This window comes from Sphingobacterium sp. PCS056, assembly GCF_023273895.1.
Lineage (GTDB): Bacteria > Bacteroidota > Bacteroidia > Sphingobacteriales > Sphingobacteriaceae > Sphingobacterium.
In genome coordinates this window covers 1,574,244-1,598,287 of the sequence record NZ_CP096883.1, presented here as the reverse complement: position 1 = coordinate 1,598,287, position 24,044 = coordinate 1,574,244, and the positions used below count along the sequence as shown (strand labels likewise).

Annotated in this window: 16 protein-coding genes; 4 read left to right on the top strand and 12 right to left on the bottom strand. The window is 39.5% G+C overall.

Annotated features, from left to right (window positions below):
* Nucleotides 1-23: 23 nt before the first annotated feature.
* The 4 genes from MUB18_RS06740 to MUB18_RS06725 form a co-directional block, all read right to left on the bottom strand.
* On the bottom strand, nucleotides 24-1,118 hold the full coding sequence (locus MUB18_RS06740) for a mechanosensitive ion channel family protein (protein ID WP_248755405.1): 1,095 nt from the start codon (nucleotides 1,116-1,118) through the stop codon (nucleotides 24-26).
* A gap of 410 nt (nucleotides 1,119-1,528) precedes the next feature.
* Nucleotides 1,529-4,681, bottom strand: coding sequence for a PAS domain S-box protein (locus MUB18_RS06735; RefSeq protein WP_248755404.1), 3,153 nt, complete (start codon nucleotides 4,679-4,681; stop codon nucleotides 1,529-1,531).
* Between the two features lie 966 nt (nucleotides 4,682-5,647).
* The gene (locus tag MUB18_RS06730; protein ID WP_248755403.1) at nucleotides 5,648-6,256 is read right to left on the bottom strand and encodes a DUF6705 family protein; all 609 of its coding nucleotides are present in this window, start codon (nucleotides 6,254-6,256) and stop codon (nucleotides 5,648-5,650) included.
* 7 nt (nucleotides 6,257-6,263) lie between these two features.
* Nucleotides 6,264-7,715 (bottom strand): hypothetical protein, encoded by a 1,452-nt coding sequence (locus MUB18_RS06725; RefSeq protein ID WP_248755402.1) that lies wholly within the window; start codon nucleotides 7,713-7,715, stop codon nucleotides 6,264-6,266.
* An 894-nt stretch (nucleotides 7,716-8,609) separates the two neighbouring features.
* Here MUB18_RS06725 and MUB18_RS06720 point away from each other — a divergent pair.
* Nucleotides 8,610-9,473: a hypothetical protein gene (locus tag MUB18_RS06720; RefSeq protein ID WP_248755401.1), complete on the top strand. Its 864-nt coding sequence runs from the start codon at nucleotides 8,610-8,612 to the stop codon at nucleotides 9,471-9,473.
* Between the two features lie 501 nt (nucleotides 9,474-9,974).
* A complete protein-coding gene (locus MUB18_RS06715) occupies nucleotides 9,975-10,298 on the top strand; it encodes a hypothetical protein (RefSeq protein ID WP_248755400.1) in 324 nt (107 codons plus the stop codon).
* Nucleotides 10,299-10,344: 46 nt separating this feature from the next.
* On the opposite strand, the gene MUB18_RS06710 is transcribed toward MUB18_RS06715, so the two are convergent.
* The 5 genes from MUB18_RS06710 to MUB18_RS06690 form a co-directional block, all read right to left on the bottom strand.
* Entirely contained in the window at nucleotides 10,345-11,889 is a 1,545-nt protein-coding gene (locus tag MUB18_RS06710) for a TlpA family protein disulfide reductase (RefSeq protein WP_248755399.1), read from the bottom strand.
* Nucleotides 11,890-11,902: 13 nt separating this feature from the next.
* Nucleotides 11,903-13,306: a RagB/SusD family nutrient uptake outer membrane protein gene (locus MUB18_RS06705; RefSeq protein WP_248755398.1), complete on the bottom strand. Its 1,404-nt coding sequence runs from the start codon at nucleotides 13,304-13,306 to the stop codon at nucleotides 11,903-11,905.
* Complete coding sequence (locus tag MUB18_RS06700) at nucleotides 13,293-16,841, bottom strand: SusC/RagA family TonB-linked outer membrane protein (RefSeq protein WP_248755397.1); 3,549 nt, start codon at nucleotides 16,839-16,841, stop codon at nucleotides 13,293-13,295. The genes MUB18_RS06705 and MUB18_RS06700 overlap by 14 nt, the downstream gene beginning before the upstream one ends.
* A 189-nt stretch (nucleotides 16,842-17,030) precedes the next feature.
* Complete coding sequence (locus tag MUB18_RS06695; RefSeq protein WP_248755396.1) at nucleotides 17,031-18,212, bottom strand: FecR family protein; 1,182 nt, start codon at nucleotides 18,210-18,212, stop codon at nucleotides 17,031-17,033.
* A gap of 76 nt (nucleotides 18,213-18,288) precedes the next feature.
* On the bottom strand, nucleotides 18,289-18,891 hold the full coding sequence (locus MUB18_RS06690; RefSeq protein WP_248755395.1) for an RNA polymerase sigma factor: 603 nt from the start codon (nucleotides 18,889-18,891) through the stop codon (nucleotides 18,289-18,291).
* A gap of 261 nt (nucleotides 18,892-19,152) precedes the next feature.
* On the opposite strand from MUB18_RS06690, the gene MUB18_RS06685 reads away from it, so the two are divergent.
* On the top strand, nucleotides 19,153-19,440 hold the full coding sequence (locus MUB18_RS06685) for a helix-turn-helix domain-containing protein (protein WP_248755394.1): 288 nt from the start codon (nucleotides 19,153-19,155) through the stop codon (nucleotides 19,438-19,440).
* Nucleotides 19,441-19,445: 5 nt separating this feature from the next.
* Nucleotides 19,446-19,727, top strand: coding sequence for a helix-turn-helix domain-containing protein (locus tag MUB18_RS06680; protein ID WP_248755393.1), 282 nt, complete (start codon nucleotides 19,446-19,448; stop codon nucleotides 19,725-19,727).
* A gap of 324 nt (nucleotides 19,728-20,051) precedes the next feature.
* On the opposite strand, the gene MUB18_RS06675 is transcribed toward MUB18_RS06680, so the two are convergent.
* The 3 genes from MUB18_RS06675 to MUB18_RS06665 form a co-directional block, all read right to left on the bottom strand.
* Nucleotides 20,052-21,302 carry a site-specific integrase gene (locus MUB18_RS06675; RefSeq protein ID WP_248755392.1) on the bottom strand — a complete coding sequence of 417 codons (1,251 nt, stop codon included), beginning with the start codon at nucleotides 21,300-21,302 and terminating at the stop codon, nucleotides 20,052-20,054.
* Between the two features lie 465 nt (nucleotides 21,303-21,767).
* On the bottom strand, nucleotides 21,768-22,706 hold the full coding sequence (locus MUB18_RS06670) for an ornithine cyclodeaminase family protein (RefSeq protein ID WP_248755391.1): 939 nt from the start codon (nucleotides 22,704-22,706) through the stop codon (nucleotides 21,768-21,770).
* Nucleotides 22,707-22,935: 229 nt separating this feature from the next.
* The gene (locus MUB18_RS06665; RefSeq protein WP_248755390.1) at nucleotides 22,936-23,961 is read right to left on the bottom strand and encodes a DUF5007 domain-containing protein; all 1,026 of its coding nucleotides are present in this window, start codon (nucleotides 23,959-23,961) and stop codon (nucleotides 22,936-22,938) included.
* Nucleotides 23,962-24,044: the final 83 nt, after the last annotated feature.

The following is a 24,044-nucleotide window of genomic DNA, read 5'->3' as shown; positions in this document are numbered from 1 at the left end:
GACCTATTCCTATTCGCATAGCATTATACTTCATATTTTATTCCAATCGCATCCGGTTGATAATTCACTCTCGTTTTCGACAAGCATTCTGGAAAAGTTGTTCGAATATAGTTGATCATCTCTTCGCGTATATAACAACGCAGATCGAAAGCCTGTCCTGAATTGCGACAGCTCATCAAACAGCGAATCTCCATCGTCTTTTCTTTCAGGTCTGTCACCTGCAATACATTGACTTTCCCATCCCATAAAGGATGATGCTCAAGCAATGAGGTTAATTTCTCCCGCAACTGTTGTACAGGAATAGCAAAATCAACATAAATAAAAGCAGTTCCTAATATCTCCGCGGTAGACCTCGTCCAATTTTGGAAAGGCTTTTCAATAAAATAGGTGATCGGCAAGACCAAGCGTCGCTTGTCCCAAATATTGACCACGACATAGGTCAGATTGATCTCTTCCACTTTGCCCCACTCCCCTTCTACCACCAATACATCATCCATGCGGATCGGTTGTGTAAACGCAATTTGAAAACCTGCCAATAAATTGCCAAGCGACTTCTGTGCAGCAAAACCGATGATAATACCTCCAACACCAACACCTGTTAATAATCCAGCTCCGATTTTTTGCATGCTTTCAAAACTCAATAAGATAATGGCAAAACATACGACAATAATGATCGCAACAAAAACCTTTCGGATAAATACAATCTGCGTTCTAATTTTCCGTTCACGTAGATTATTCTCCTTATTGATATCGAAGCGATGATACAGGTAATCTTCAAAAACTTTAATGGCCTGAATCAAAACTACAGCAAAAAAACTGACCAATAAGATTTCGTTAATTTTACTGACGATATGAAGTGTTGACGTATTGAATCGACTCAAAGGCAACAGACCATTAAAGACAACGAGCGGAATAAATAGGCTCAAAATCTTGTTAAATCGACGTATAAAAGATCGAAATAAAGAGTAGGAAGACTGTGCTATTGCCTGATAACGTAAAATGGGGATAAATAGAATTTTTATCAGAATACCGATCAGAAAAGAAAATAGGATAAATGCTGTATTCCATAACCAGGCGGGAAATTTTTGTGAAAGTTGAATTAATTCTTCGTTCATCATTATTTTTCATTTTTTATGCTAACCACTCTTATTCTCTACCTATATAACGGTCTGCAGAGCGTAACGTTTGTTTTATTTTAAAAGATTGCTAATAAATGCTTATTATTTAAAATCAACATCTTATACTGACTTGAGAAGTAGTTAGGTAACGATTTAGTAACGATTCTTATTGCACTATACTTCAATCTGTTTCCGTATAACTCATTACAAATATAATATTATCTCGTCGCAAAATTCTGTTTTGAGACTAAGAAATGTAATCATGATGTATTCTTATGGCATACATCAAATGAAAAAATCTTATACAAATTAATTTTTGTCTCAGTTTCTATTAACTCTTTTCACCATATATAAAAGTACAAATTACAATTATACATTTTGCATTATCCTGCGTGAATAAATAGTATTAATCATTGAGTATCTTTGGCATTTTCATCATTTATCGAGTTTGTTTTATCCGTAATTTGGTATATTACCTTATCTAACTCGTTGGCTGATTCCATAATTAGTTCCATTATTTCATCAGTGGACATGCCTCCTCCTCCAAGTTCTTTTGAAAGGTAAACTAAAGCCATGATTCTTGTAAGCGGCCCACGTATTACATGAGATTGTATCCAGGCAATTTCACGAAGGTTTTCATTTTGCTTCTTAATTCTTTCTATATACCGACGCGAAGCTGAGACATCCAACGCTGCTCCAACAAGCCTTACAGCTTTACCTTTTTCATCTCTCAATATATTGCACCTATCTACAAAATAAGATATAACTCCATCTTGTGATATGACCCTATACTCTGCACGCCACGATTTTTCATTGCTATCCTCGAGAGATCTTTCAAGAGAATCCCAAACTTTTTTTCGATCGCCGGGTTCTATCGCACTGAACCAAGAATTATCTAAGGAAAACCTTTCACTTAAATTACAATCAAAAGTCTGATTGTGATCCTTTCTTCTGGTGAGTTGGTTAGTTATAAGGTCTACATCCCAGATCATTTCATTACTGGCTTGCATTGCAAGTTTAAATACTTCGTTGCTTAAATATAATTGCTTTTCATATCCTTTCCTTTCAGTTATATCTTGTATTGTACCCTCAATCTGAACAGGCGTTCCGTGTTCATTTGTCAAGAGTCTTACCTCCTGACGAACCCATTTCATTTTACCCGACAGTGTCATAATTTCGTGCTCAAAGCTCTTTGCTTCTCCGGGTATAAGGTACATTGTAGGGTTACCCTCAATTAAAAATCTATCGGCCGGTTGGAAAGTTCGAATTAAATTCTCTATAGTAGGTTTAAAAGTATCTGGTGAACATTCGTAAATCTTATAGGTTTCCTCACTCCATATCGAAATATCTGAATTGATGTCTCTATACCAATAACCCAGTTTAGCAATTTTTTGAGCTGTCTTTAAACGTTCGTATGCTGTTTGTAATTCCTGCTCAGCTATTGTCTGTTCGGTAATATCCTTTCCAACAGCAACTATAGTTTTAGATTCGGAAGCAACTGTTGCTGACCACAACAACCATTTTACCTCTCCCTTTGAGGTCATAAATCTTCCTTTAAAAGGCTCCGTCAAACGGCGATTAATCAATGATATCAAACTTTTAGCAGCCTTATCTTTATCGTCTTTGTGTATGATATCAAAAATCGATGTTGTATACAAATATTTCTTTTGATACCCAATCAAAGAAATAAACGCTTTGTTACATTTTTTTATATAGCCATCAAAACCAACTATGCAATGTGGATCCGGAGAAATATTAAAAAAGTTACGATATTCTTCCTCAGTGATCTTTTGCTTAACAAGAGCCCCCAACTTTTCGCTGACATTGGTTAGTAGGTTAATCTGTTCGGAAAGTTGGTCAACGGTATCTTGCGAGAAACATACGATGCAGCCGAGAAATTGGTCAGCATAAATTATAGGAAGGCCAATACCAGTTGAAAGCTTAACAGGTTTAGCAGCTTCTGCACGAACGAAATATTTGTGGTTAGAAAGGTTTTTCCAGATTATGCTTTTTTTTTCATCCCAGACCGTACCTGGTAAACATTCTTTCTTATTACAGGAAGTTACGTTCAATGTATGTTGATAAAAAGCATTTAGGCTAATTTCCTTACAAGCTTTTGAAACGAGATTTAAGTGACTGCTATCCGGAGCCAACAACCAAATTTCGCTTACAATTATTTTGGGGAGCTTTACCAACTTTTTTAATGCTTCATTAAGACATACTACTAAGGAGTTAGGTCTGGCTACAGCTAAAGTTATTTCTGTAACCAGCTCGTTAACAATTTTTTGCTCTATTTCTGCTGTAACCTCATGTGTATTAGCTACAATACCCTCAATTAAGGGCGTGTTAACGTGATTTGATAGCTCGGTTCGTATCCAACGCAAATTACCATTGGCATCCGGAAAGCGATAGGGTTCAATAGACACGTAATTTGAATTTTGAATTTTAGCCAACTGACGTTTTAAGCGAGGTATATCTTTTTCATAAATAAAATCAAAAGCATTTTTGCCTAAGAATTCTTCAGAATCGATTCCAAGTACAGTTTTTGAAGTGGGAGCAACATATTTGTAATTTCCGCTTTCATCTATAATAGCGACCAGATCTCTGCCATTTTCGATTAACGATTTATACCTCCCTTCACTAAATGACAATTCCTGATATGCTTTATGTTCTTTAAGCACATGAGCGAGATTGGATGTCAAGGCATATAATAATTGAAATTCATTATCTGAAAATTTTTTTCTCTGTTTACAATCATCGAATCCTATAAAACCATAAAAATCTTCATCTACCCATACTGGTAAAACAAGTATCGATTGAATGTCTTGTGACTCCAGAATACTTTTGGTGGGTGAAGGGGGAAGCTCGTCGACTATAGCTTCAAAATGCTTTTTCTTTCTAAGAGGCCTCATGAATAATGGAAATTTAGAAAGAGGTACACTCTGAAGCATAGGATTATCAATTTGAGACTCAATACAATTTCGATTCCATTCTAACCTTTGAAAAGTAGTCTTATTCTTTAAGTTATTCTGAAAGAAGTATATACGATCTATATCTATTGTATTACCTATGATTTTGAAACAGGTACTAAGTGATCTGATCCAGTCATTGGATTTAAGCAATATCTTATTGATATTACCAATGGCTTTCAGATAATATTGTTGAGCCAAAATTTCTCGCTCCTTTTTATAACGCTCAGTGAGGTCAATCGCCGTGACGATCTCTGCTTTCTTACCTCGAAAATTTATAAGATTACTTTTGATCTGAACATAAAGGATATCTCCATTACGTTTCTTGTGTCTAAAAAGACTTTCCTTATAAATCTCAGTACGTGTCTTAGCTTTCTTTACTGCTATTTCAAGTTTCGGAATGTCTTCTTCCGGACGAATATCCTTAATTGTCATCATCATAAATTCACTCTCACTGTAACCATATTGGCGAATCGCTTCTTTGTTTACTGCGAGAAAACGAAAAGTTTCCATCTCATATATCCACATGGGGAAAGGAGCAAGGTCAAAAATCGTTTGATCATAATTACAACCATTACAAGTGCCGCGTTTCATATTTAATTCAAAAATGTTTACTGTTAGCAGAAAAAGATTTGCGGCTAAGATAACAAAAACATCAATTATAGCTAGTCCTAGGTATCTGATGAGTTAAAATTCGATTTCTGTTTAACCTATTTTTTGATTCCCAAATGATGATGTCAGGAATTTATTGTTTAATTTTAATCCTACTCATTGTATTACAATAGATTAAAGCTGTAAAAGTTAGGATTTATCATCAAAATCTATCCTGTAAAATATTTAGAAGCCTTAAAGTTGAGTTTTATAAAGCGTATAACAAGCTAGTTATTTATGATTTTGTAGAAAATACTGATATTTATTGCTTAAATGAAATTCGTCAAGTATTTTCTACGTCTTTTTACTTTCTCAACTTAAAGATTTTGAAACGGGTAAGCTTCTTGTTAAAGCGGTTCAACATATCAATTAAATAAGGGAAGCAATACGGATAAAAGAACTCAGTGAAAAATTATCTATCGGTTGTGCACAACTCAAATCCAGAGAAATACTGAGACTTTAAATACTTTTATCAAAATCCCTTTTATAAAAAATTCCTGCTAACTTTTGAACTAGTTAGCAGGTATAAATCTTTGTTTCAACTAAGCCCACGAGTAACGAGTGAAGGGCTAGAAAAATCGGTTTGTGATACAACCGTTCATCTGGCCGTTTGCAGGAACGTGGCAAACTGGTAAGATGTATTAATTCACCTAATCAAAATCTATCTACCAAAATTCTACTATTTAGTTATTATGGAAGGTAATAATTGGGTACTTCAATATTTTACAGTAAGAAGGATATTTATGGGGTAGTATAAAAAATACCTGCTAACTTTTGGACTAGTTAGCAGGTATAAATCTTTGTTTCAGCTAAGCCCACGAGATTCGAGTAGGGGGCTTGAAAAATCGGTTTGTGATACAACCGGACATCTGGCCGTTTGCAGGAACGTGGCAAACTTCCTAAGATATTCTAAGGTTGCTTCGTCAAAATGTACTCTCCATAAGGAAGGCGCATTTCATCCGGAGACCCATCCGGTTGCATAATGGAGTTATCGCTTTTATATATTTTAACAATTATTTTTTCGGTACCGTTGTCATTTTTATATCGTAAAATAATAGAGCTGCTTAAATATCTTCTATCTGGATCATAAAACGAAAGCTTAATTCTGCGTTCATTCTGCGTACAATCATTACATACCGGGTAAGTATTTTTTTTCCAAATTAAATTTCCGGAAATATTATGATCGTCACCACTTAGTGAATTATCAGCAAGTAATGATAATGTATTTATAATTTCAGTCCCGTTACTGATGTATTTGTATTCACCAATTAACAAATCCTGATAGTAATTTTTATATTCGAAGTACTCGAATGTTTTCTTCGCAAAAGAAATTGTAAGTGATGTATTTCCGTTTTGGTATTTCCATGTACCAATATATTTAGCAAAATCATTATCAACATCTTTATTATAAGTATTGTTTCCGTATGCTGCATCACTATCACTGGCAATTGGTACTATGACTTGCGCCTTACACGATAAGCAAGCTACTAACAGGAAAAATTTAAGAATTATTTTCATATCAATATTAGTTACAGGTTATTTCATTAATAGGTTTGTTTGTATTAGTCTCAGGATTATCGTTGAGAGCTAATTTAGTCCATTTTGTTAGATTATCGTCAGCTTTATACAATGAAAGTTGTAAACCATTGTCTTTTAGGAACTCTAAAAATATTTTTTGATAATTTGCTAATGCAAAACTACTGTTATCAATTTTTTGATAATTTTTTTCTAACGCTCTCACAAAGCTTTCACGTTTTTTATTATTTGAATAAATTTCTCTTAGTTTTTCCATCGCTTGAACATTGTCGGCAGATATCGCATATACGCCCATATTAGAAACAAGTAAATGAACCGGTATTAATGGGTTGGAAACACCGCCGTTTGAAACGTAATTATGCCTTTGATAAAATTTTTCCAATAAAAACAGATCAGCGCCGGAAAACAATGAGAAATGACCGTTTAGGTGACAATGTATGCCGCCAAAAACTAATGGGAAAGTGGAATAATTTACGTTATTTTCACCTGTATTTGCTTCGGGAACTTCTGACACGACTAAATTTCCTTTTGCATTATATGATAAATTATACCCTTGCTCTTTAACGCCGGTTAAAGCCTGTTCTGTTTTTAATTTTTTTATTGCTTCTTTAAAATTAAAGCTTTTAAGGAGTTCATTTAACTTTTCGCAATGTAAAGGCGGTTCTACCCATTCCTCTACAGGTGCAGTAATAATAACCGGGCATCGATGACAATTATTAGGAGGTGTGCCTTCTGCCGGAGGGTCACCGCCCCCGCCGCCAATTGGAGCAATAACAACAGGGTCATCACCAAAATCGCCACCGCCAATATCTCCATTAACAGTATAACAGGTTGTAACAGGAGAATAAAATAAGTGATTTTGATCCTGACAGTCATTGGTAGCAACGTGTACACCGGTGTTTGTTGAACTCCATGCCTGATCGCACATCAAAATTTGCGCCGTAACACAGATTGTTGTTTTACCCGTTTCCGTAGTATTGTACACAATCGGTGTTATTTTTACTTGCCCTTTAAAATTAAAAGAATTATGCGCGGCAGGCGCTAACGGTTCACTTGGTGTATATTTTAGAATATAAGCACTTGTTTGTCCCAAACTATCTACGTTAATTACAAGGTTCTCAAAATAATCTGGGTTATTAATTTCCCGTGTAATCTTAAAGGTATAGGAAGTATTATTACCATCGTCTATAACTTTTGCGCCATATGGTACGATTGTAAAATTGTACTGTTGTTCCATTACAGTACGCGATTTATCGCGGGTAGCATAAACTTTATTATAGGCAGCTACAAACTTATTTTCTCCAAGTAAAACATCTAGCGATGATTCTCTTATTTTGATTTTTTCCGCATATTTTTCATTGCGGATAACTTCCTCGTTAAGCTCACAACCAGCAAGCATCACCAGGATGATAAAAATCCATACTTTAAAAATTGTTTTCATAATTGATCTTAAAATGCGTTTGCAAATATTGCCCTGTTAAATTCAACAGCATTACGGTAAAACCGTAATTAAGGCAGTTTGTCCCAAAAAGCAGTGTAAATACGTACATAAACTATATTACTTTTCTTACAGTAAGTATCCTTGATGACTAAAACGTTACAAACCAATATGGTTAGCGACTTCGGAGCCAAACTGTACCACGATAGTGGCAAGGGTTTTCGTCATACAAAAAGGTTTTTGTATGACAAAAACACACCTTGCTATTGACAGACGGCAATCTGTTTTCGGTGTCGGACGCGACAGTTTTTTAGGAAGCTGAGTTCGGACAACTTGACCTCACTATTGACAGACAGCGATCCGTTTTTTTATGGATTAACACCAAGCTTTTTACGAAGATGTGATCGGGAAAAATGACCTCGACAAAAACCGGGCTTTGTAGGCGGATCGTTTACGCGGTGATGTAGCTTTCAAACCCGTTGATCAGTTTTGTAGTCCTGTGCAGGTACGCGCGTGCGTTTCAGCGTTTGCACGTACGAACGCTTGAATGCCCAAACGTATAAGCACAAAAAACTGTTTTCCAAAAGAAAACGGAAAAAGAAAGTCTTTTCAACCACTTGGACAGGGGCAGGCCGGCAAAAGGAAACGCAATAAGTCCCCTCCGGGGTGGGTTGTGAGTTTACGAGCAACCCATTATGGCGTAGTCTTTTGTCCGGTTTACCTGCACCGTCCAAGTAAATTTACTTTCCTTTTTGCGTATTCCTTTTTGGTAAGCACCGAACCAATCCCTTTCGATCATTACGGAAATCCTTTTGCACATTACGTCAGGTTTCAGTAACTTGACTATCCCAAAATTGAATGAACTGTGATCCATGCTTAACCCTAAAACCATTGCATATGACAACAGTTTCCTACCATAACCTTAAATTCCGGGTATTTGCCGCGCTTTTCGCTGCGCTCTATATTCTTTTTCATGGCCGTCCGCCCGATTTTGCGGATGCCTTTACCTCACCGGAATTTTATTTCCAGTTGGCACTTAGTTTTTCGATCGCATTAGGATTGATTTATCTGGTACATTACTTTACCAAACGACTTGACAGGCATTGTGACTGGCGTACACAACGAATTAAACGTATGTATATGCAATTTATACTTTGCGTTATACTTCCTTCGTTTATCGATGCTTTATTTTTCTATTTCTATTTTAAAGAAAACGGGCAAAGCATATTTGAGAACGGCTTTGTATGGATTGATCTACCCATCGTAGGTGGGCTATTTACGCTGCTAAGTGTGTATTACTGGTTATATTATATTTTGGCTAGTGAAAAAGAAATATACCGGGAAATTGAGCATCAAAATCTCAAAATAGATGAATCCAGTCCCAATTTGGATAATGGCGATCTTGAAATAAAATGGAAAGATGATGTTATCAGGTTCAATGTCGCTAAAGATGTACTTTGTTTTTTCCGTTCAGGTAAACAGGTTTACTTTAATAGTATGGAAGGTAATCTTTATAAAGCAAATGACAGTATCGGTAATCTAGCAATACGCTATTCGACATACGGATTTATACAGATCAATCCCGGTGTTTTGATCAATAAAACAATTATCGAAGGGTATAAAAGTGGCGAAAAGCGTGATACTTTATTAGTGGAAGTTCGCAAAAAGTATCAAAACATAATAGGGGAAAACAGAAATTTCTTACTAATTATCACAAGAGAATATATAAATAATGCTAAAAAACACTTAGAACCGTTCTAAATTATGATAAATTTTATCAAAATAAGGCCAAAAATTTGCGGAATTATACCAAAAAATTGCGGACTTATACCGAAATGGTGACTTATCTTACAGTTTTGAAAATCAGCCCTCTTGACTGGTATTAGAAAATCATTTTAACTTTATCATGTTACTGAATGCTAGAAGTAAATTAAAATTTTTCATTGTTCATTTTATAAAGTTTTAGACTGGTTAGCAAAACAGCCCGATAGTTTTTTCTTTGCACTTTATCATCCTCTTTTTTAAACTTCGGGCTGTTATTAAAAATGTATCATTACATACCGACGGACAACAGAACGTTTTTTTTAAAGGTTCTGAAAACAGCACAAACTTATCTTTCTTTTCACTGGCAGCAATGCCATCGATATACCGCATATATTTTAGGCCTGAAATATTGTTAGGGAGAAGCCGAAAACCCCAGATCAGAGTAGGCATCTAATTAATACTTTATGCTTTTTGAAATCGTAAAAAGCAACTAAGATTATGAACAAAAAGACTATCGGCCTAATGGCCATCGTAACCACTTTATGTGTTGGTGGTATCTTTACCGTAAACGCAGCTTTTGACAAAAAAGAACCTGTGAAAAAAGAAGTGACAACCTATTACTACGGTAACCGTGGTGGTGGGAATTATGAATTACTTACCAATCCGGTGAATCTTGAGGACTGTCAGACAGAAGATCCCAATATCTGTGTATTGATGTCTTCCGAACTGATTGAAGAAGGTTTTGGTATAAATTCTCCTGAGAAACCAACAGACGCAACACCTGTACCCGGTTCAGGATCTGCTAAATATACCGGCCTTTAATTTATGTATTAAATAGTAAAGGGACGGTTCGCTGTCCCTTTATGTATTAATTTTTAAGCGCCATCTTTATCATGTCAATAATGTCCTTCCCTTTATCAATTCTCGGATCAGTAGGATTTACGGCTAATAGCTCTCCATTTTTACCTATGACCATAACTTTGGGATAACCACCAATTTGATAATTCAGTATAAAAGGATCGTTCTTTCCTCTATCTATGGTTTTTAAATGGATTTGACCGGGTAGTGTATAAAGTCCGGTAGATAAGCCATATTCCCACCATTTAATAGAGCGATCCACACTTATGCTTAAAAAAACGACATCCTTTCTGCTTTTAAATTCTTCCATGATAATTTTCATTACAGGTGGAATACCCGTACAACCTAAACAACCTGTGTACCAAAAATCTAATACATAAATCTTATCCTTATAGTCTTCTAAGGTGTGTATCTTACCCTTCTCATCAATAAATTTAAAAGGAAATGCTTTTTTTCCTTCGCTCTGTTCGGCAATTTTATCTAATAATGTCCTGTTATCCTCCAGCTTTAGCATTGCTTTCGCTTCCTGTAAGAAAGGTTCCATTTTTTTAAAAAAATATTTAAGCATATAGCCATTGCTGAACCATTCGGTTAGTAATATTTCTCTTAACGAACCACTATAGTTAGTTTTAATATTATTATACATCCATGAAGCAAAATCACTATTGTGCAGATACTTAACCTCGCCAGTATAACTGATATTATGTTTTATACGGTAACGTAGTTCATCTGCCAATAAAATAAAATCGGCGTATCCGCGTGATCCTGTTAATTCATCATCACGCGAAAATAAACTTTTGCTACTATGAGCTGCATTGACAAAATCAATGATTTTTTGCTTATGTTCCTTAATGCCCCATGAATATCGGCCATGTAAGAATGTACTCGTAAACCGATATTTTGACATCGCTATAAGGTTCCGTTTTATTCGTGTCAGTATGGTATCGGGGACATGGCCTTTAAAGGCATCTGCTATATGTAAACGGTACTCTTGCTGTAATAAATAAAACTTTTCTTTGTTGAATATTGGTTCATCCTTACTTAATGCTCCGTAGTAATAATATGGGCCACTTAGTTCGCTTGCTTCTTCATAATGGTTTATCAGGTATTGTACATTATACTTGTCTGCTCCCTTACCGCTAAACCATCCAATATTGCTCAAACCTCCACCGTTATTTTGAGTGGAAATTATTTTCAGGCTAAGAGACACACTATCACCAGACTGACAAATAAAGGGATCGATTAAAAATTCCTTTCTTAAAGATGATAACAAGCTATCTGTTCCGTTATAAAAATCCATTCCCATATAAAATAATGGTTGAGGGGGAATGTATTTTAAATTAAAATTACCCGTACTATCTATCGTTGTGGTAAGAACTGTATCAGGTTTGAGAGATACATTGATATGATTTGGATTAAAAATCAAAAAATCTATTTTGCTACCGGGGCTAAATTTTTTACCGGTAATTCTACCATTCAGGTAGTTGGTATCTGTCTGCGCGTGCAGAAATGCTGTCCAAATTATGGACAGTATGATGACAATATATTGTTTCATATGTTATTAGGTTTTAACGGGGATTCTGTATTAGGTTACTGTATGTAATCTCATCGGCCGGGATTGGATATGCATAACGCAGATCATTTGGCGGTAACAAATATTCTTTACCGTTTAATACTCTTTTTAATGTAATATTTGCACCAATTTTATTTAAGCGTTTAATATCGCTCCAACGTTGGCCGCGCCAGATCAATTCCTTCTTTCTCTCGGCTAATACTAATTGCAAAGCTTGGTCGGGATTGGTAGCAGTTAGCGGCACGTAGGGTACGGTATTTTTAAAACGCTTTACCAGTAAATTATTAAGCCATTGCATAGCATCGCTTGTCTTTCCCGCACGTGCCAGGCACTCCGCTTTGATCAGGTATAGCTCGTCAACTGATAAGCCTGAAAAGGGATAGGCTCCCGCACCAAAATACCCTGTCTTTACATAATAATTTCCTTGTGGATTTTTTGCAAAAAAAATCTGTAAACGCAAATCATTAGGTTTGTAGCTATTTATAATATCAGGATTTACCGTCACCTCGGTGTTCCATACTGCATTTGCTACTATGTTATAACCGACCGTGGTGGTCTGAAATATAGCTTCATCATTTGTACGGGTAAACGGTGTGGCACTGGTTGTTGAAACCATATTGTAATCAATCAACTTATTGTAAAGATTTAAGGCACTGTCCGCATACTTTTCCGCATCGGTGTATTTATTCATACTCAGATATACCCGTGCAAGCATCGCGTATGCGGCGCCTTTATAGGGACGATTTCTGTTCTTTTCCGGAAACTGTGATGTCAGCAAAGCGGCCGCCTGTTTGAGATCAGTAATTACCTGCGTGTAGGTGTCCGCTAAATTGGCGCGGGGCTGTATCTCGTCAATGGCAGGGCTTAACCGGATAGGCAAGCCTAAGTCTGTCTGCGCAGTTACTTCATCATACGTCAGACAGAAATTTTTAAGCAGGTCAGCATAGGCATAGGCGCGCAAAAACAACGCCCAACCTTTGGCATTATTGGTTCGGGAATTTACAGGTAGCTTTAAATCATCTAAACTATTTAGTGCATTGTTGGCAAATGAAATAGAAAGGTAAAGCTGTTCCCAGTCTCTAACCGTCATCAATCCATCATAAATATCTTTTGCCCAGATATAGGCATTACGCTCTGTAGCTGTAAATGTTCCCTGCCAAGCCGCGTAATCTACAAATACATATTCATCCGCGCCCATGTGTCCTAAACCACCGGTTTTATTTATCGAAGTGTTGTCCAGTAGAATCTCTATATCTTCCACCCGTTGGGGTATCACCAGATTGGTATTGGGCTTGGTGTCTAAAAAATCCTCCTTGCAGCCTGATAATAAGGCTGTCAGTACTATAAATAGGGTAAAAAATTGTTTCATCTCGTATTTCTCCTTTCTAAAACTGTGCATTAAGACCAAAAGCTAAACTTCGTGTCTGCTGTATAGCCAGACCATCTGGATCAAACCCTGCTTTATTTGCCTGCCATAGTATGCCTAGATTGCTACCATAAGCAAAAAGACTTAACTGCTTAAAAGGAAGTTTATTTAAAGCACTCTTTTGTAAGCTGTAACTCAATCGGGCATCTTGCAGACGAAAATGATCGCCCTTATAAATGTGGAGTTCGGAATTTGTATAAATTACATCTCTATTGGTATTCGTTGGATAGATCAATGCCGGGACATCGGTATATAGTTCGTCACCGGGGTTCTGCCAACGGTTTGCATAGTCGGGACTTAATGTATAACTTACATTACTGGTTGCATACAGGTTGGAGTTACTCAATGAATTTGAATTTTTAAATACATATCCTGTTTTGTAGGTAAGTAGACAGCTAAGCTGCCAGTTTTTGTATGTAAAGGTATTGAGCAAAGAACCGAACAAAGTAGGTACACGGGAACCCATATACAGAATGTCATCCCTATTGGTTGAGCTTACCATTGCGCCATAATCTTTGCTAACCTCGCCATTCAGGTAACTTTGCGGTGCGCCCGTATCGTCCAGTCCTGCCCATCGGTACGCAAACCATGCGCTATAGGGATAACCCTCTAATGGCGTTTGATTGGCATTGTTACCTACAATATCGTTATTGCTGCCTGGCTTTGCCATATACGCCGTTACCTTATCCTTTACATAGTTTAGCAGGAATGTGGTCTGCCATTGCAGGCCGGAACCTGTGAGGTTTTGGCTAGTAAGTCGCACATCTAACCCGTGGGTTTGCAGGTTGGCATTATTGCCCCTGTAACTGTTTGCCCCGGTTTGAGTGGCAAGCGGAGAAAGCCCGATCAGATCCTTTCCGTTCTTTTGGTAATATTCTATACTGCCACTTAAACGATTTTTAGCGGTGGCAAATTCAATCGCAAAATTAAGATTGCTTACTTTTTCCCAACGTAAGGAAGGGTTCGGCGGAGTATTTATATAGTATTGAGGAAAGCCGTAATCGTTCGCAAAGCCGATTAGTTGCATTGTGAAATAAGCCGATGTGGCCTTATCTACATTGCCATTGTACCCATAGGTGCTGCGCAGGGCTAAAGTAGGCAGCCAGTCTACCTGATAAAACGATTCGCGCCCGATATGCCAAAGCCCGCCTACGCTCCATAGTGGTACGCCTTTTTGGTTGGACTTCACACCAAATATATTGCTCTGGTCTTTGCGTGCACTTGCCGATAGGGTGTACCGATTGTCGTAGGTATAAGCCCCATTGGCATAGTAGCTGACATTATGATCGACCAAACCACCGTTACTAATTCCATTTGGAACGATAAAAGTACCTGCGGTATATTTGGTGTAACTCTGGGTATAGTTAATGGCTGCATTGGCATTGGCTCCGGTTTCAGGATTGTACCCGTACAGGGTATAAGCTGCATTATCGCTTTTAAACTCGCTGATCTCAGCCCCGGCAATGGCGTTGATACTGTGCCTTTGCGCAAAGGTCTGATCGAAAGCAGCCTGCAACCTGCCGTACTGCCCGGTCAGGGTGCTACGGCTATTGTTCAATATGTCACCCTCGGCAATGGGGCGCGTGACCACACCTGTCGTATTGTTGATACTGGTGATGCTGTTGATCATATTGCGCGTGAAATACGAATTTGCATAATTGTAGTTATCCGTGTTGCTCACGCCCTTTTGGTAGGTATGGAAAGCGGTAATACTTAACTGGGGGATGATCCGGTAGCTCAGCGTATTCTGTAACCTGAAATTAAGTCCATTCGTAAAACTACTGGGTTCCAGTTCGTCCAAAGGGCGGTAATACCAGTCCAAAAGCCCTTTGCCGTTTTGGGCTTCGATATAGGAGAAACGCAGATCATTTGCCACTGGAAGGGCATTTCCAGCATCATCTGCCAGTCTTAAATATGGCCATTTATAAGCGGCTGCGTTGGCTCCTTTGGAAGCATCATTCTGATTACCGGTGAACTGCATACCACTGACCAGTTGTAGTCGGTCATTGAGCAGATTGAACGTGTTCTGCCCGTTCAGGCTGAACCGTTCAAAACTATTGCCGACCTCGGTAAGCAGGTTCTTATCGTAACCGGCAGATAGGTAGTATTTCTGTACGGTCGTACCACCACTTATACTGAGGTTGTACTGTTGGTTTATCGGAACGCGGTACAGGTACTTTAGCCTATCATGGCGCGTATCATATTGCGCCAGACTATCGAGCATAGCGTTACGCCGGTCAAGGTTTATTTTATTGTTCCGGTGCTGTAACAGGATTTCGACTGCGGGCGATAGGGCGGCATAGCCGTTATTGATCGCGGAGTTATATCTGCCGATCTCGAACATCTTGGTTTCGACCTCGATATACTCGGCACTGCTCATCTGCCGTTGGGTAAACAGCCGCGGCTTTTGTCCGATGGTCACATTGCTAGTCAGGTTTATTGTCGCTTTTTGATTGTATTTTCCACTTTTGGTCGTGATGACGATAACGCCGTTTCCGGCCTGCGTACCCCAGATCGAAGCTGCTGCGGCATCTTTGAGCAGTGTAACGGTTTCTACATCATTGGGATTTATGGCACTCAGATCACCTCCGTAAGGAAAATTATCGACAACAATTAAAGGGTTTGTATTTCCTAAAATAGAACTACGCCCACGGATACTGATCCCGGTAGAATTATAGCTTCGACCGCTATGTATCAAAAGCCCGTTTGCAACACCGTTCAGGCGGTCAATGATATTGGTACTGGGTGTACGGCTTAGCAGGCTGCTGTCCACCTGCGTAAAGCTACCTGTAGCCCGTTCTTTGGGTAGGCTTTGGTAACCTGTGGAAACACTGACGTTTACCGCTTCCAGTTCGTCCGTGGTGGGCTGCAAGCGTACTGTACCAATGTTAGGCTTTGCTGCAACCTCGGCCGTGGTGTGTCCAAGATAGGCGATAAATAAGGTTTCACCCTCGGTTACATTTTTTAGGGTAAACTGCCCTCTGTTATTGCTCTGCGTGATAGCGCTACCGCTTTGGGTTCTGATTGTCGCGCCGATCAACGGCTCTCCATTGGCATGGAGTACCGTTCCCTGTACATCGATGCCCTGCTGTATTCTGGTTGCCTTCTCTTTTTCCTTAATAACGATCGTCTTATCCAATATCTCATAGGTAAAGGGCTGATTGTCCATTACACGGTCAAGGGCTTCCTTTAAGGGGGTATTCTTGATCTCTAGTGTTACATTTGCCGCGTCTTTCAACTGCGAATTTTTATAAAAGAACATATATCCGGTCTGCTGCCTGATCTGGTTGAATACCGTGGTGATGGGCTTGTCCTTTACGGTCAGTGAAATGGTCTGCGCACTTGAAATTTCTGCCTTTAGATTCAGACAGGCCAGTATGACCGTAAGTATAATGATATTCAGGCGCATGATAATCTTGTTCTTAAATGCTTGCTGCACAATAACAGAAAGCAGATGCCTTGCCCTGCTACGCCAATGGGCATACGGGCTTTTTATGAAAAAAATCATACTTTAGCTGTGGGTTTAATAATAAATCGAATTAGACAAATAGTTCTGTTTCATTAATCCTATTCAGCCGGTAACGTCCGTCAACGTTGCCGGCCTTTTTATTCATAGGTAGTAATGCATCTATCCTGTTATTTTCATTCTCGCTTTTGCATCATATCATTTTGGTTTTTAGGGGTTAGTATATTTCTGTTATTTAACGATCAGCCTGCGGTTGTTTCCGTCCGTTTTCAGCGTGGCATCCACACCGCTTAGCCTTAGTATTTTCAGCATGGTCGATAGGTTGGACTGGCGTTTTACCCCTCCGGTAAAACGTTCGCCATCCGGGCTGCCCTGATACTCGATGTCCACATCGTACCACCGTGATACCTCGCGCAATACGCTTGATAGGTCAGCATCTTCAAAATAGAGCTGATCGTTTTTCCATGCCAGTGCCACGCCCATATTGGCGGCCTGCTTTCTGAATGTATTTCCGCCGTTTATGACCTGCTCATTGGGCTTTATGATAATCGGTTGCCTGTGGCTTTCGGGGCTAGGGATTACCTTTACCGATCCTTCGGCCAGTGTGGTGATGGTCTGCGGCTCGTCGCCATAGCTCTTGATATTGAAGTGCGTACCGAGTACCTGTACCTGTTGTGTTGCCGAGACTACAATAAAGGGCTGCGTGGTATTTTTGGCGACTTCAAAATAGGCTTCGCCTGTAAGTTCGACCTTTCGCTGCGCTCCGCCGAACTGTACGGGATAGCGTAGTGATGATGCCGAATTAAGCCATATCTTACTGCCATCGGGTAGGGTCAGGCTGTACTGTCCGGCTCGTGGCGTGATCAGGGTTGCGTATCTTATTTCGTCCAGTTTGGTCAGTTCTTTGCCATCGGCATAGCTTATACCATCGGCCGTACTGGTGATGCCGCTTTCATCTTCGTTTAAAGCGATACTTTTTCCGTTGTCAAATGTGATGCTTGCCCTATTGGTTCCGGGTGGCAGGTCTTGTGGTGATTTGGTATCGGTAGTTGCTATAACAGGCTCTTGTATGCTTTCGGCTTTTTGACCTTCACGTAGTGCATACCATGCGACAATAAGCACCACGGCTGCTGCATAGGGCAACCATCGGTACAGTCTGATCCTACGTGTACGCTGCGCGGCTATATGCCCGTGTAAACGTCCGTGTACCAGATCGGTGACCTCGGTAATGGTATCCTCGCTGACACCGGGATTTAAGCCCTCTGCATGGACGGCCGTGAACAGTAGGTCGCGGGTATCTTCTGCATGGGCATCGATATTAAAATGATTGAGCAGTTCGCCGTATTCCTCACGTGTAATGGTGTTTGCCAGGTATCGGTTAAACAGCTTTTGGATATGTTCTTTTTCTGCCACGGTGTGTTTTTTGTCGTAATACGCGCATGGTCAGCTTTCGGGCAGGTGGGAAAATGTTTTTTTTGAAAAATATAGATCAGTTCAGGTCTTTAAGGACGTATGAAGTGACCAGAAATACGGCTGTAACCGCTTCGTAGCTGTAATGGGCGTGCAGAAAACGGTTTGCCCGAATGATATTGTCCTTGACCGCGGAAACGGAAATGCCCAGTATCGTACTTACTTCCTCGTAGCTTTTGCCTTCGATCTTGCAAAGTTTAAATACGCGCTGACATTGTGGGGGTAGCTGTTCGATGGTTCTGAACAGGGCTTCGTCCATTGCCTTTTGTATGTCGGCTTCGGGTTGGCTCTGTGTCTGCGCCTGTATGACTTCCCAGAATCTTGCTGCCAAGCGACGGTTTTTGGCTATGTTCCTAAAATGATCGTTTACCAGATTGCCCGCAATGCGGTATAGGTATGCCTGTACGGATTGCTGCGGATCAATATTCCCGCGCTTTTCCCATAGACGGCAGAATAATTCCTGCAAGGTTTCTTCGACCAGATCACGGTCTTTTAAAAGGGCAAAAAGGTTTATGGTAATCGGACGTTTGTAACGGCCGTAGATTTCGTCAAAAGCCTTTACGCTGCCGTTCTTTAGGTCAAAGAGCAGCGCCGTATCATTCAGTGGCTTATTGGTTATCATTTCTTTCTGGCTTCGGGGTAAATATATAAAATTATTGTGGTTAGTTCAATTTTCTGTTTTCGGGATAAAGCTTTTCCGTGCCGCATCGGTAAGCAGCTTCTTTTTTGATCCGTGAGCGATGCCAACCTGTACCGATGGGCAGACAGAATGACCTCATTATATTTTGTATGGGTCATCAACGCTTTTAATACGTAAATTTATGGTTCACAACATGTACCAAAAATCGAGTAAGAACGCGAAGTAGGATTAAAATGAGGAAATATGGAATTAACGGTTTTGGATGTTCAGGTAATAAGTACACTGAGTAGGGAATTAAAGGCAGTGGGTGAATTGGTCAGTGAAATAACGCGGCCGTACCGCTCGCTACAACAAAAAAGTAGGTGGTTGGATCAGCAGGAAGTGTGTCAGCTATTGGGTGTGAGCAAAAGAACGGTGCAGACTTACTGTGCAAAAGGACTTCTCGAAGCTACCCGGATCAACCGGAAAAACTTCTTTCGGATGGCTGATATTGAAAGGTTAATGCAGTCGGATACCGCATCAAAAAAGTGAACGCCATGAAACATATCGGAAACTCAAACGACGATGTACTGGCATTACTGGAATTACTGGTGCGTATCAAAAATGAACTGTTATTTATTCGGGAAAATTTTCACCCGCTGTTAAGGGGAGAAATCTACCTGACTGGCGATCAGGTGTGTGCTATGCTGCATATCAGCAGACGTACACTGCAACAGTACCGGGACGATGGCCTGATCCCGTTTATCAAACTGGAAAGGAAAATCCTGTTCCGCGAAACGGATATAGTAAAGGTACTGGAAGAAAACTATAAGAGGTGATTTCTTTTTGGCGATTGGTTGAACTTTTTTAGGGTTTCTCCGTGCCTGCTTGTCCGGTTAAAAGTAAGCCCATTGGCCTATGCCAATGGGCTACTATCATTTATAGTCAGTGATTTAGATTTTATTTTCCCAAGTCTGCTTTTTTAACTCAAACCAATCGGTTAGATCTCCTTCGTAATCAATCGCTCCGTTTCTATGATTGGCTTCATAAGTTGATTATTTACGGATTTAAAATCTAATTTTCGATTTCAATTCATAAATATAGTTAATAATAAAGCACATCCCATTAAATACATAAATTCATTGCAGCACATTAGCTGAATTTTAAAGGGTAGGTACAAATGCGCGTTCCATTGTCTCAAATCTGTGCGCAACTTGCTGCATATCCTTTCCAACCTTTTCGTTAAGAACCTTTGCGTAAATCTGTGTCGTAGCAATGTTCTTGTGTCCCATCATTTTGCTAAGACTTTCAAGGGGAACCCCCTCACTCAAAAACAATGTTCCGAATGTGTGACGTGCCAAATGGAACGTAACTTTTTTGCCATTTAGACACGGAATAGCTTCGGATAAGCGCTTTAGGAAATCATTACAAGATTTATTGCACGGTACGGGAAATACCCTGCCGTTTCGCGTCAGTCCGGCATACTTTTCTAAGATCATTTTAGGCATATGCAGCAGCATAACATTTGAGGATGTGGTAGTTTTTTTTCGGCGAATGATAATCCATTGATTGCCATCAAAGAACTGTTGTATATGTCCGGGTTCCAGACGTTTTATGTCCGAATAGGAAAGCCCAGTAAAGCAACTGAACAGAAACAGGTCTTTCATCAGAATATCGTTACGTCTTTTACATTGGTAACTGATTATTTCTTCCAGTTCACTGCGCAAAAGATAGCCACGATCTTTATCCTCTTTCGCATTTTTATACTCGGAAAATGGATTAAAAACAAGGTGCTTTCTACTGATTGCCAGTCGGCATATTGTTGTAAAAGCAATCATATACAGCCAAACGCTGTTTGGTTGTAGACCTTTCTCGTTACGAAGGTAATAATCAAACTCTTGTACCATATCGCAGCTTAGATCGGTAAAGCCTAAATCAGAACAACCGTACTTTTTTTTTGCAAAGGATCGAAGATGCCGCAACAATACTTCGTACTTGCTTAACGTTTGACTACTCCTGATCCCGTTAGCTACTTTTTTCTTAAAATCGGCATTGTACTGGTCAAAGAATTTGAAAAACGTCAGCTCGTCGCTGCTCAGTCCTAGATAGGCATTTTTGAGTTTCTCACTGCTTAGGGTTACCGATTCTTTTAGTAGTTTGGCGTGGCACTGTTCCAGATTCAAACGGATGTTATCAAGTTCGGCATTAAGGCTATTGGCTTGTTTACTTTTCCCGGAAACCCTACCAAACTTTAAATCCCAGTTGGATGGTGAAACATCCAGTTTTGCACTGAAAGCCGACTGCTTTCCATTGACAGTAACCCGGCACATAACAGGTACTGTTCCATCTTTTTTTGGTGCATTTTTTTTAAGGTAGAATAATACCTTAAACGTTGATCTTCTTGTCTTCTCCATAACTCGCTACACTTAGTGTTAAAATTAAAACTTAGTGAGTTCGAAATCAAGATGAAGAATGATGCAATATATTGAAAAACAAACACTTGTAAACCCGTTACCAAAATCGGAATAGGTAACGATTTAGTAACTAAACTTATGCTTTTTATCGCTTTTTGCCGCTTCTTGTTTCGCTACCTAAAAATGAAAAACGACTGTAAACGCCTTATTTACAATCGTTTTTAACTATCTTGCTCTTGGAAGTATTTTTAGTATTCTTTTATTTTAAAAAAGGAAGAAAAATGAGCAAAAATATATCCATTCCGATGATATGAACGACCGTGGAATTAAACCTATTTATTTTAAAATGATGACCCATGGTACTACCGCAATCCAAGATAATCACTCATCTCATATTAAAACTTGCTATTCAGGGACCTACGATTTTCAAGCATCAGCATCCGTTATGATTCAGATACCAGAAGATCAAACAACGGACTGATACACGAGCAAAGCCGCCGCGAGATCCTCGATAGCCAGTCCCGCCGATTTAAAGAGTGTAATTTCAGTCGATGATGATCTCCCTTTAATCTCCCCACAGCAGAGTTCTTTGATATCCCCTTTTATACTTTGCGGATCCAATACTCCTGTAGCAATTGGAATCGCTAGTTCCCCTGTTTCATGAAGCGCACCTGCTCGCGAATCGACAAAGATGCTACTCTTCATAATGGCTGTATCATCTACTTCGCGTGTTTTAGGCGTATGAGACCCGATTAGATCCAAGTGGGCACCCGCCTTAATCCATTCTCCTAGTATCAAAGGTTCATGACTCAGCGTAGCGCAGGAGATCACATCTGCCTGCCCCACTGCTTCCTTCAAATTATCGACATAGGTCACGTGATCAAATCCTGCCTTTTGCAAGTCGGATACCAATGTCGCGCCTTTCGATGGATTACGTGTCCAGATAAATACTTGACTATAGTGACGTACCGCCGAATGCGCTTGCAAAAGATGTTGAGCAACTTTCCCTCCTCCAACAATTAACAGAGTTTTTGAATCTTCTCGAGCTAAATAAGATGCCGCTAAAGCAGAAGTGCAGGCTGTTCTTCGGGAAGTCAACCCTGCAGCATCCATCTGAGCTAAAGGTTGTCCCGTGACCGCATCCAATAAGGTATATAAGGCATGAATAGCCGGTAGTTGTTTGGTATGGTTATCAGGAGCGACAACAACTTGTTTGATTCCAATATAATTGTCCGTCCAGCAAGGCATTAAAATAAGGGTATTTTCAGTTCCCTCAGCATTTTGATAAAAGTGATGATGCCGAACTGGCATCGTGAATGTTGATTGAAAAATCTGGCGCAGCGCTTCAATCAATTTATCGTATTTAAGTATCGCATCAATCGTTTCTTTTTCAATAATTTTCATATGTTCCACAGCATTTGGTAAAACCCTAAACATAACTAAAAATAAAGAAGTCCAGTCCTTGTAAACTACCTTTTGATAACCGTTTTTTACCCAAAAGAGCTGAGGGAAGTTAAATAATTAACTTTCCTCAGCTCTTGGATATGATGCGATCTATTTAGTGATGACCATGCTGGAGACATTCTCCATCACTTCTCATTATTGTTATATCTGCGCAGCATGTGTGATTGACTTAATTTCCTGTCGTAGGCGTTCCTGATGAATTGATCGCCGCGACATTCGTTAACTTCACTTCCACTTCAAATGTTCCTTCCATCAAAACACGAAATCCAAATACAGGATTGATATTATGGTTAGGATGTCCATCCATCGCTGCAAAGCGCATCGGTATACGGTAATAAATATTGTACTCCCAATTTGTCTTCCCATCATTGAATTTTGTTAGGGGAAACGGAGCTACTTCATAATCACATACCAATGCGTTGTTTGTGGCAACAACCGGATTGAAACGAACGTGCGATTCAAACGTAGGACGATCTCCACGCTTGATGACCTGTCCCGCACTTGGGTCCCATGCGCGACCATTTTTATCAACAACTTTTAGGATCACACGTGCACCTTCATCAGAAACCTTTTTACAGGTCAATTTGATATTACTATTATAAGCCGGTGTAAAAGTTTCTGATGCATTTGATCCCGTAAGCGAGGCATACGTTATTGCAAAAACGTCCTCGAAAAATGGTTCGATCACATGTATCTCGGCAAATGCTTTATAGATTTTGGTGCCCTTGCGATTCGTTGCCTGCAAATCAAAAGTATAGACCCCTAAAGGTAGATTTGCAGATGCGCGATTAAAACTGATCTGCCCGCTGATCGGGTTAAATTCCATTGGTGTTACCTGCTTCAACTCCCGCTTTGCTTTCAGAAGAGCGACAGTGGTATCAGTGGCAGCATTAAACGTCATTCCTTCTTTAAAAACTTCAATTTCGTAGGTCTTTGAAAATTCTGCCGGAGCAGGTTCTCCCGTCAATTTATTGCGCAGGTTGATCATCTTAAAATCAAATGGAGGAGTCGATCCATCTGCATTTATGCGGTCCGAAACCGTAAGTGTCATTCCCCGCTTACAGTAAATCACACTGTCCCGATACCGAATGGTATCACTCAAAAATCCTTCCTCGATCTTCGAACAGGAGGAGAGGATCATACCGGCCATCACGCATAAAAGGATCGTATATCTGGTTATATTATTCTTTTTCATTGGAATATATTTTATTTTTATCGGTCATAATGCTATCATGAGCAGTATAGATCACTTTGTTGAGTTTTTACTCCTCATAATTT

Excerpts from the sequence above, each read along its gene's own strand:
- MUB18_RS06710 (WP_248755399.1), bottom strand. The coding sequence starts at position 11,889 with ATGAAACAATATATTGTCATCATACTGTCCATAATTTGGACAGCATTT.
- MUB18_RS06700 (WP_248755397.1), bottom strand. The coding sequence starts at position 16,841 with ATGATTTTTTTCATAAAAAGCCCGTATGCCCATTGGCGTAGCAGGGCA.
- MUB18_RS06730 (WP_248755403.1), bottom strand. The coding sequence starts at position 6,256 with ATGAAAATAATTCTTAAATTTTTCCTGTTAGTAGCTTGCTTATCGTGT.
- MUB18_RS06675 (WP_248755392.1), bottom strand. The coding sequence starts at position 21,302 with ATGGAGAAGACAAGAAGATCAACGTTTAAGGTATTATTCTACCTTAAA.
- MUB18_RS06680 (WP_248755393.1), top strand. The coding sequence starts at position 19,446 with ATGAAACATATCGGAAACTCAAACGACGATGTACTGGCATTACTGGAA.
- MUB18_RS06685 (WP_248755394.1), top strand. The coding sequence starts at position 19,153 with ATGGAATTAACGGTTTTGGATGTTCAGGTAATAAGTACACTGAGTAGG.
- MUB18_RS06715 (WP_248755400.1), top strand. The coding sequence starts at position 9,975 with ATGAACAAAAAGACTATCGGCCTAATGGCCATCGTAACCACTTTATGT.
- MUB18_RS06735 (WP_248755404.1), bottom strand. The coding sequence starts at position 4,681 with ATGAAACGCGGCACTTGTAATGGTTGTAATTATGATCAAACGATTTTT.
- MUB18_RS06665 (WP_248755390.1), bottom strand. The coding sequence starts at position 23,961 with ATGAAAAAGAATAATATAACCAGATATACGATCCTTTTATGCGTGATG.
- MUB18_RS06670 (WP_248755391.1), bottom strand. The coding sequence starts at position 22,706 with ATGAAAATTATTGAAAAAGAAACGATTGATGCGATACTTAAATACGAT.
- MUB18_RS06740 (WP_248755405.1), bottom strand. The coding sequence starts at position 1,118 with ATGATGAACGAAGAATTAATTCAACTTTCACAAAAATTTCCCGCCTGG.
- MUB18_RS06705 (WP_248755398.1), bottom strand. The coding sequence starts at position 13,306 with ATGCACAGTTTTAGAAAGGAGAAATACGAGATGAAACAATTTTTTACC.
- MUB18_RS06725 (WP_248755402.1), bottom strand. The coding sequence starts at position 7,715 with ATGAAAACAATTTTTAAAGTATGGATTTTTATCATCCTGGTGATGCTT.
- MUB18_RS06690 (WP_248755395.1), bottom strand. The coding sequence starts at position 18,891 with ATGATAACCAATAAGCCACTGAATGATACGGCGCTGCTCTTTGACCTA.
- MUB18_RS06720 (WP_248755401.1), top strand. The coding sequence starts at position 8,610 with ATGACAACAGTTTCCTACCATAACCTTAAATTCCGGGTATTTGCCGCG.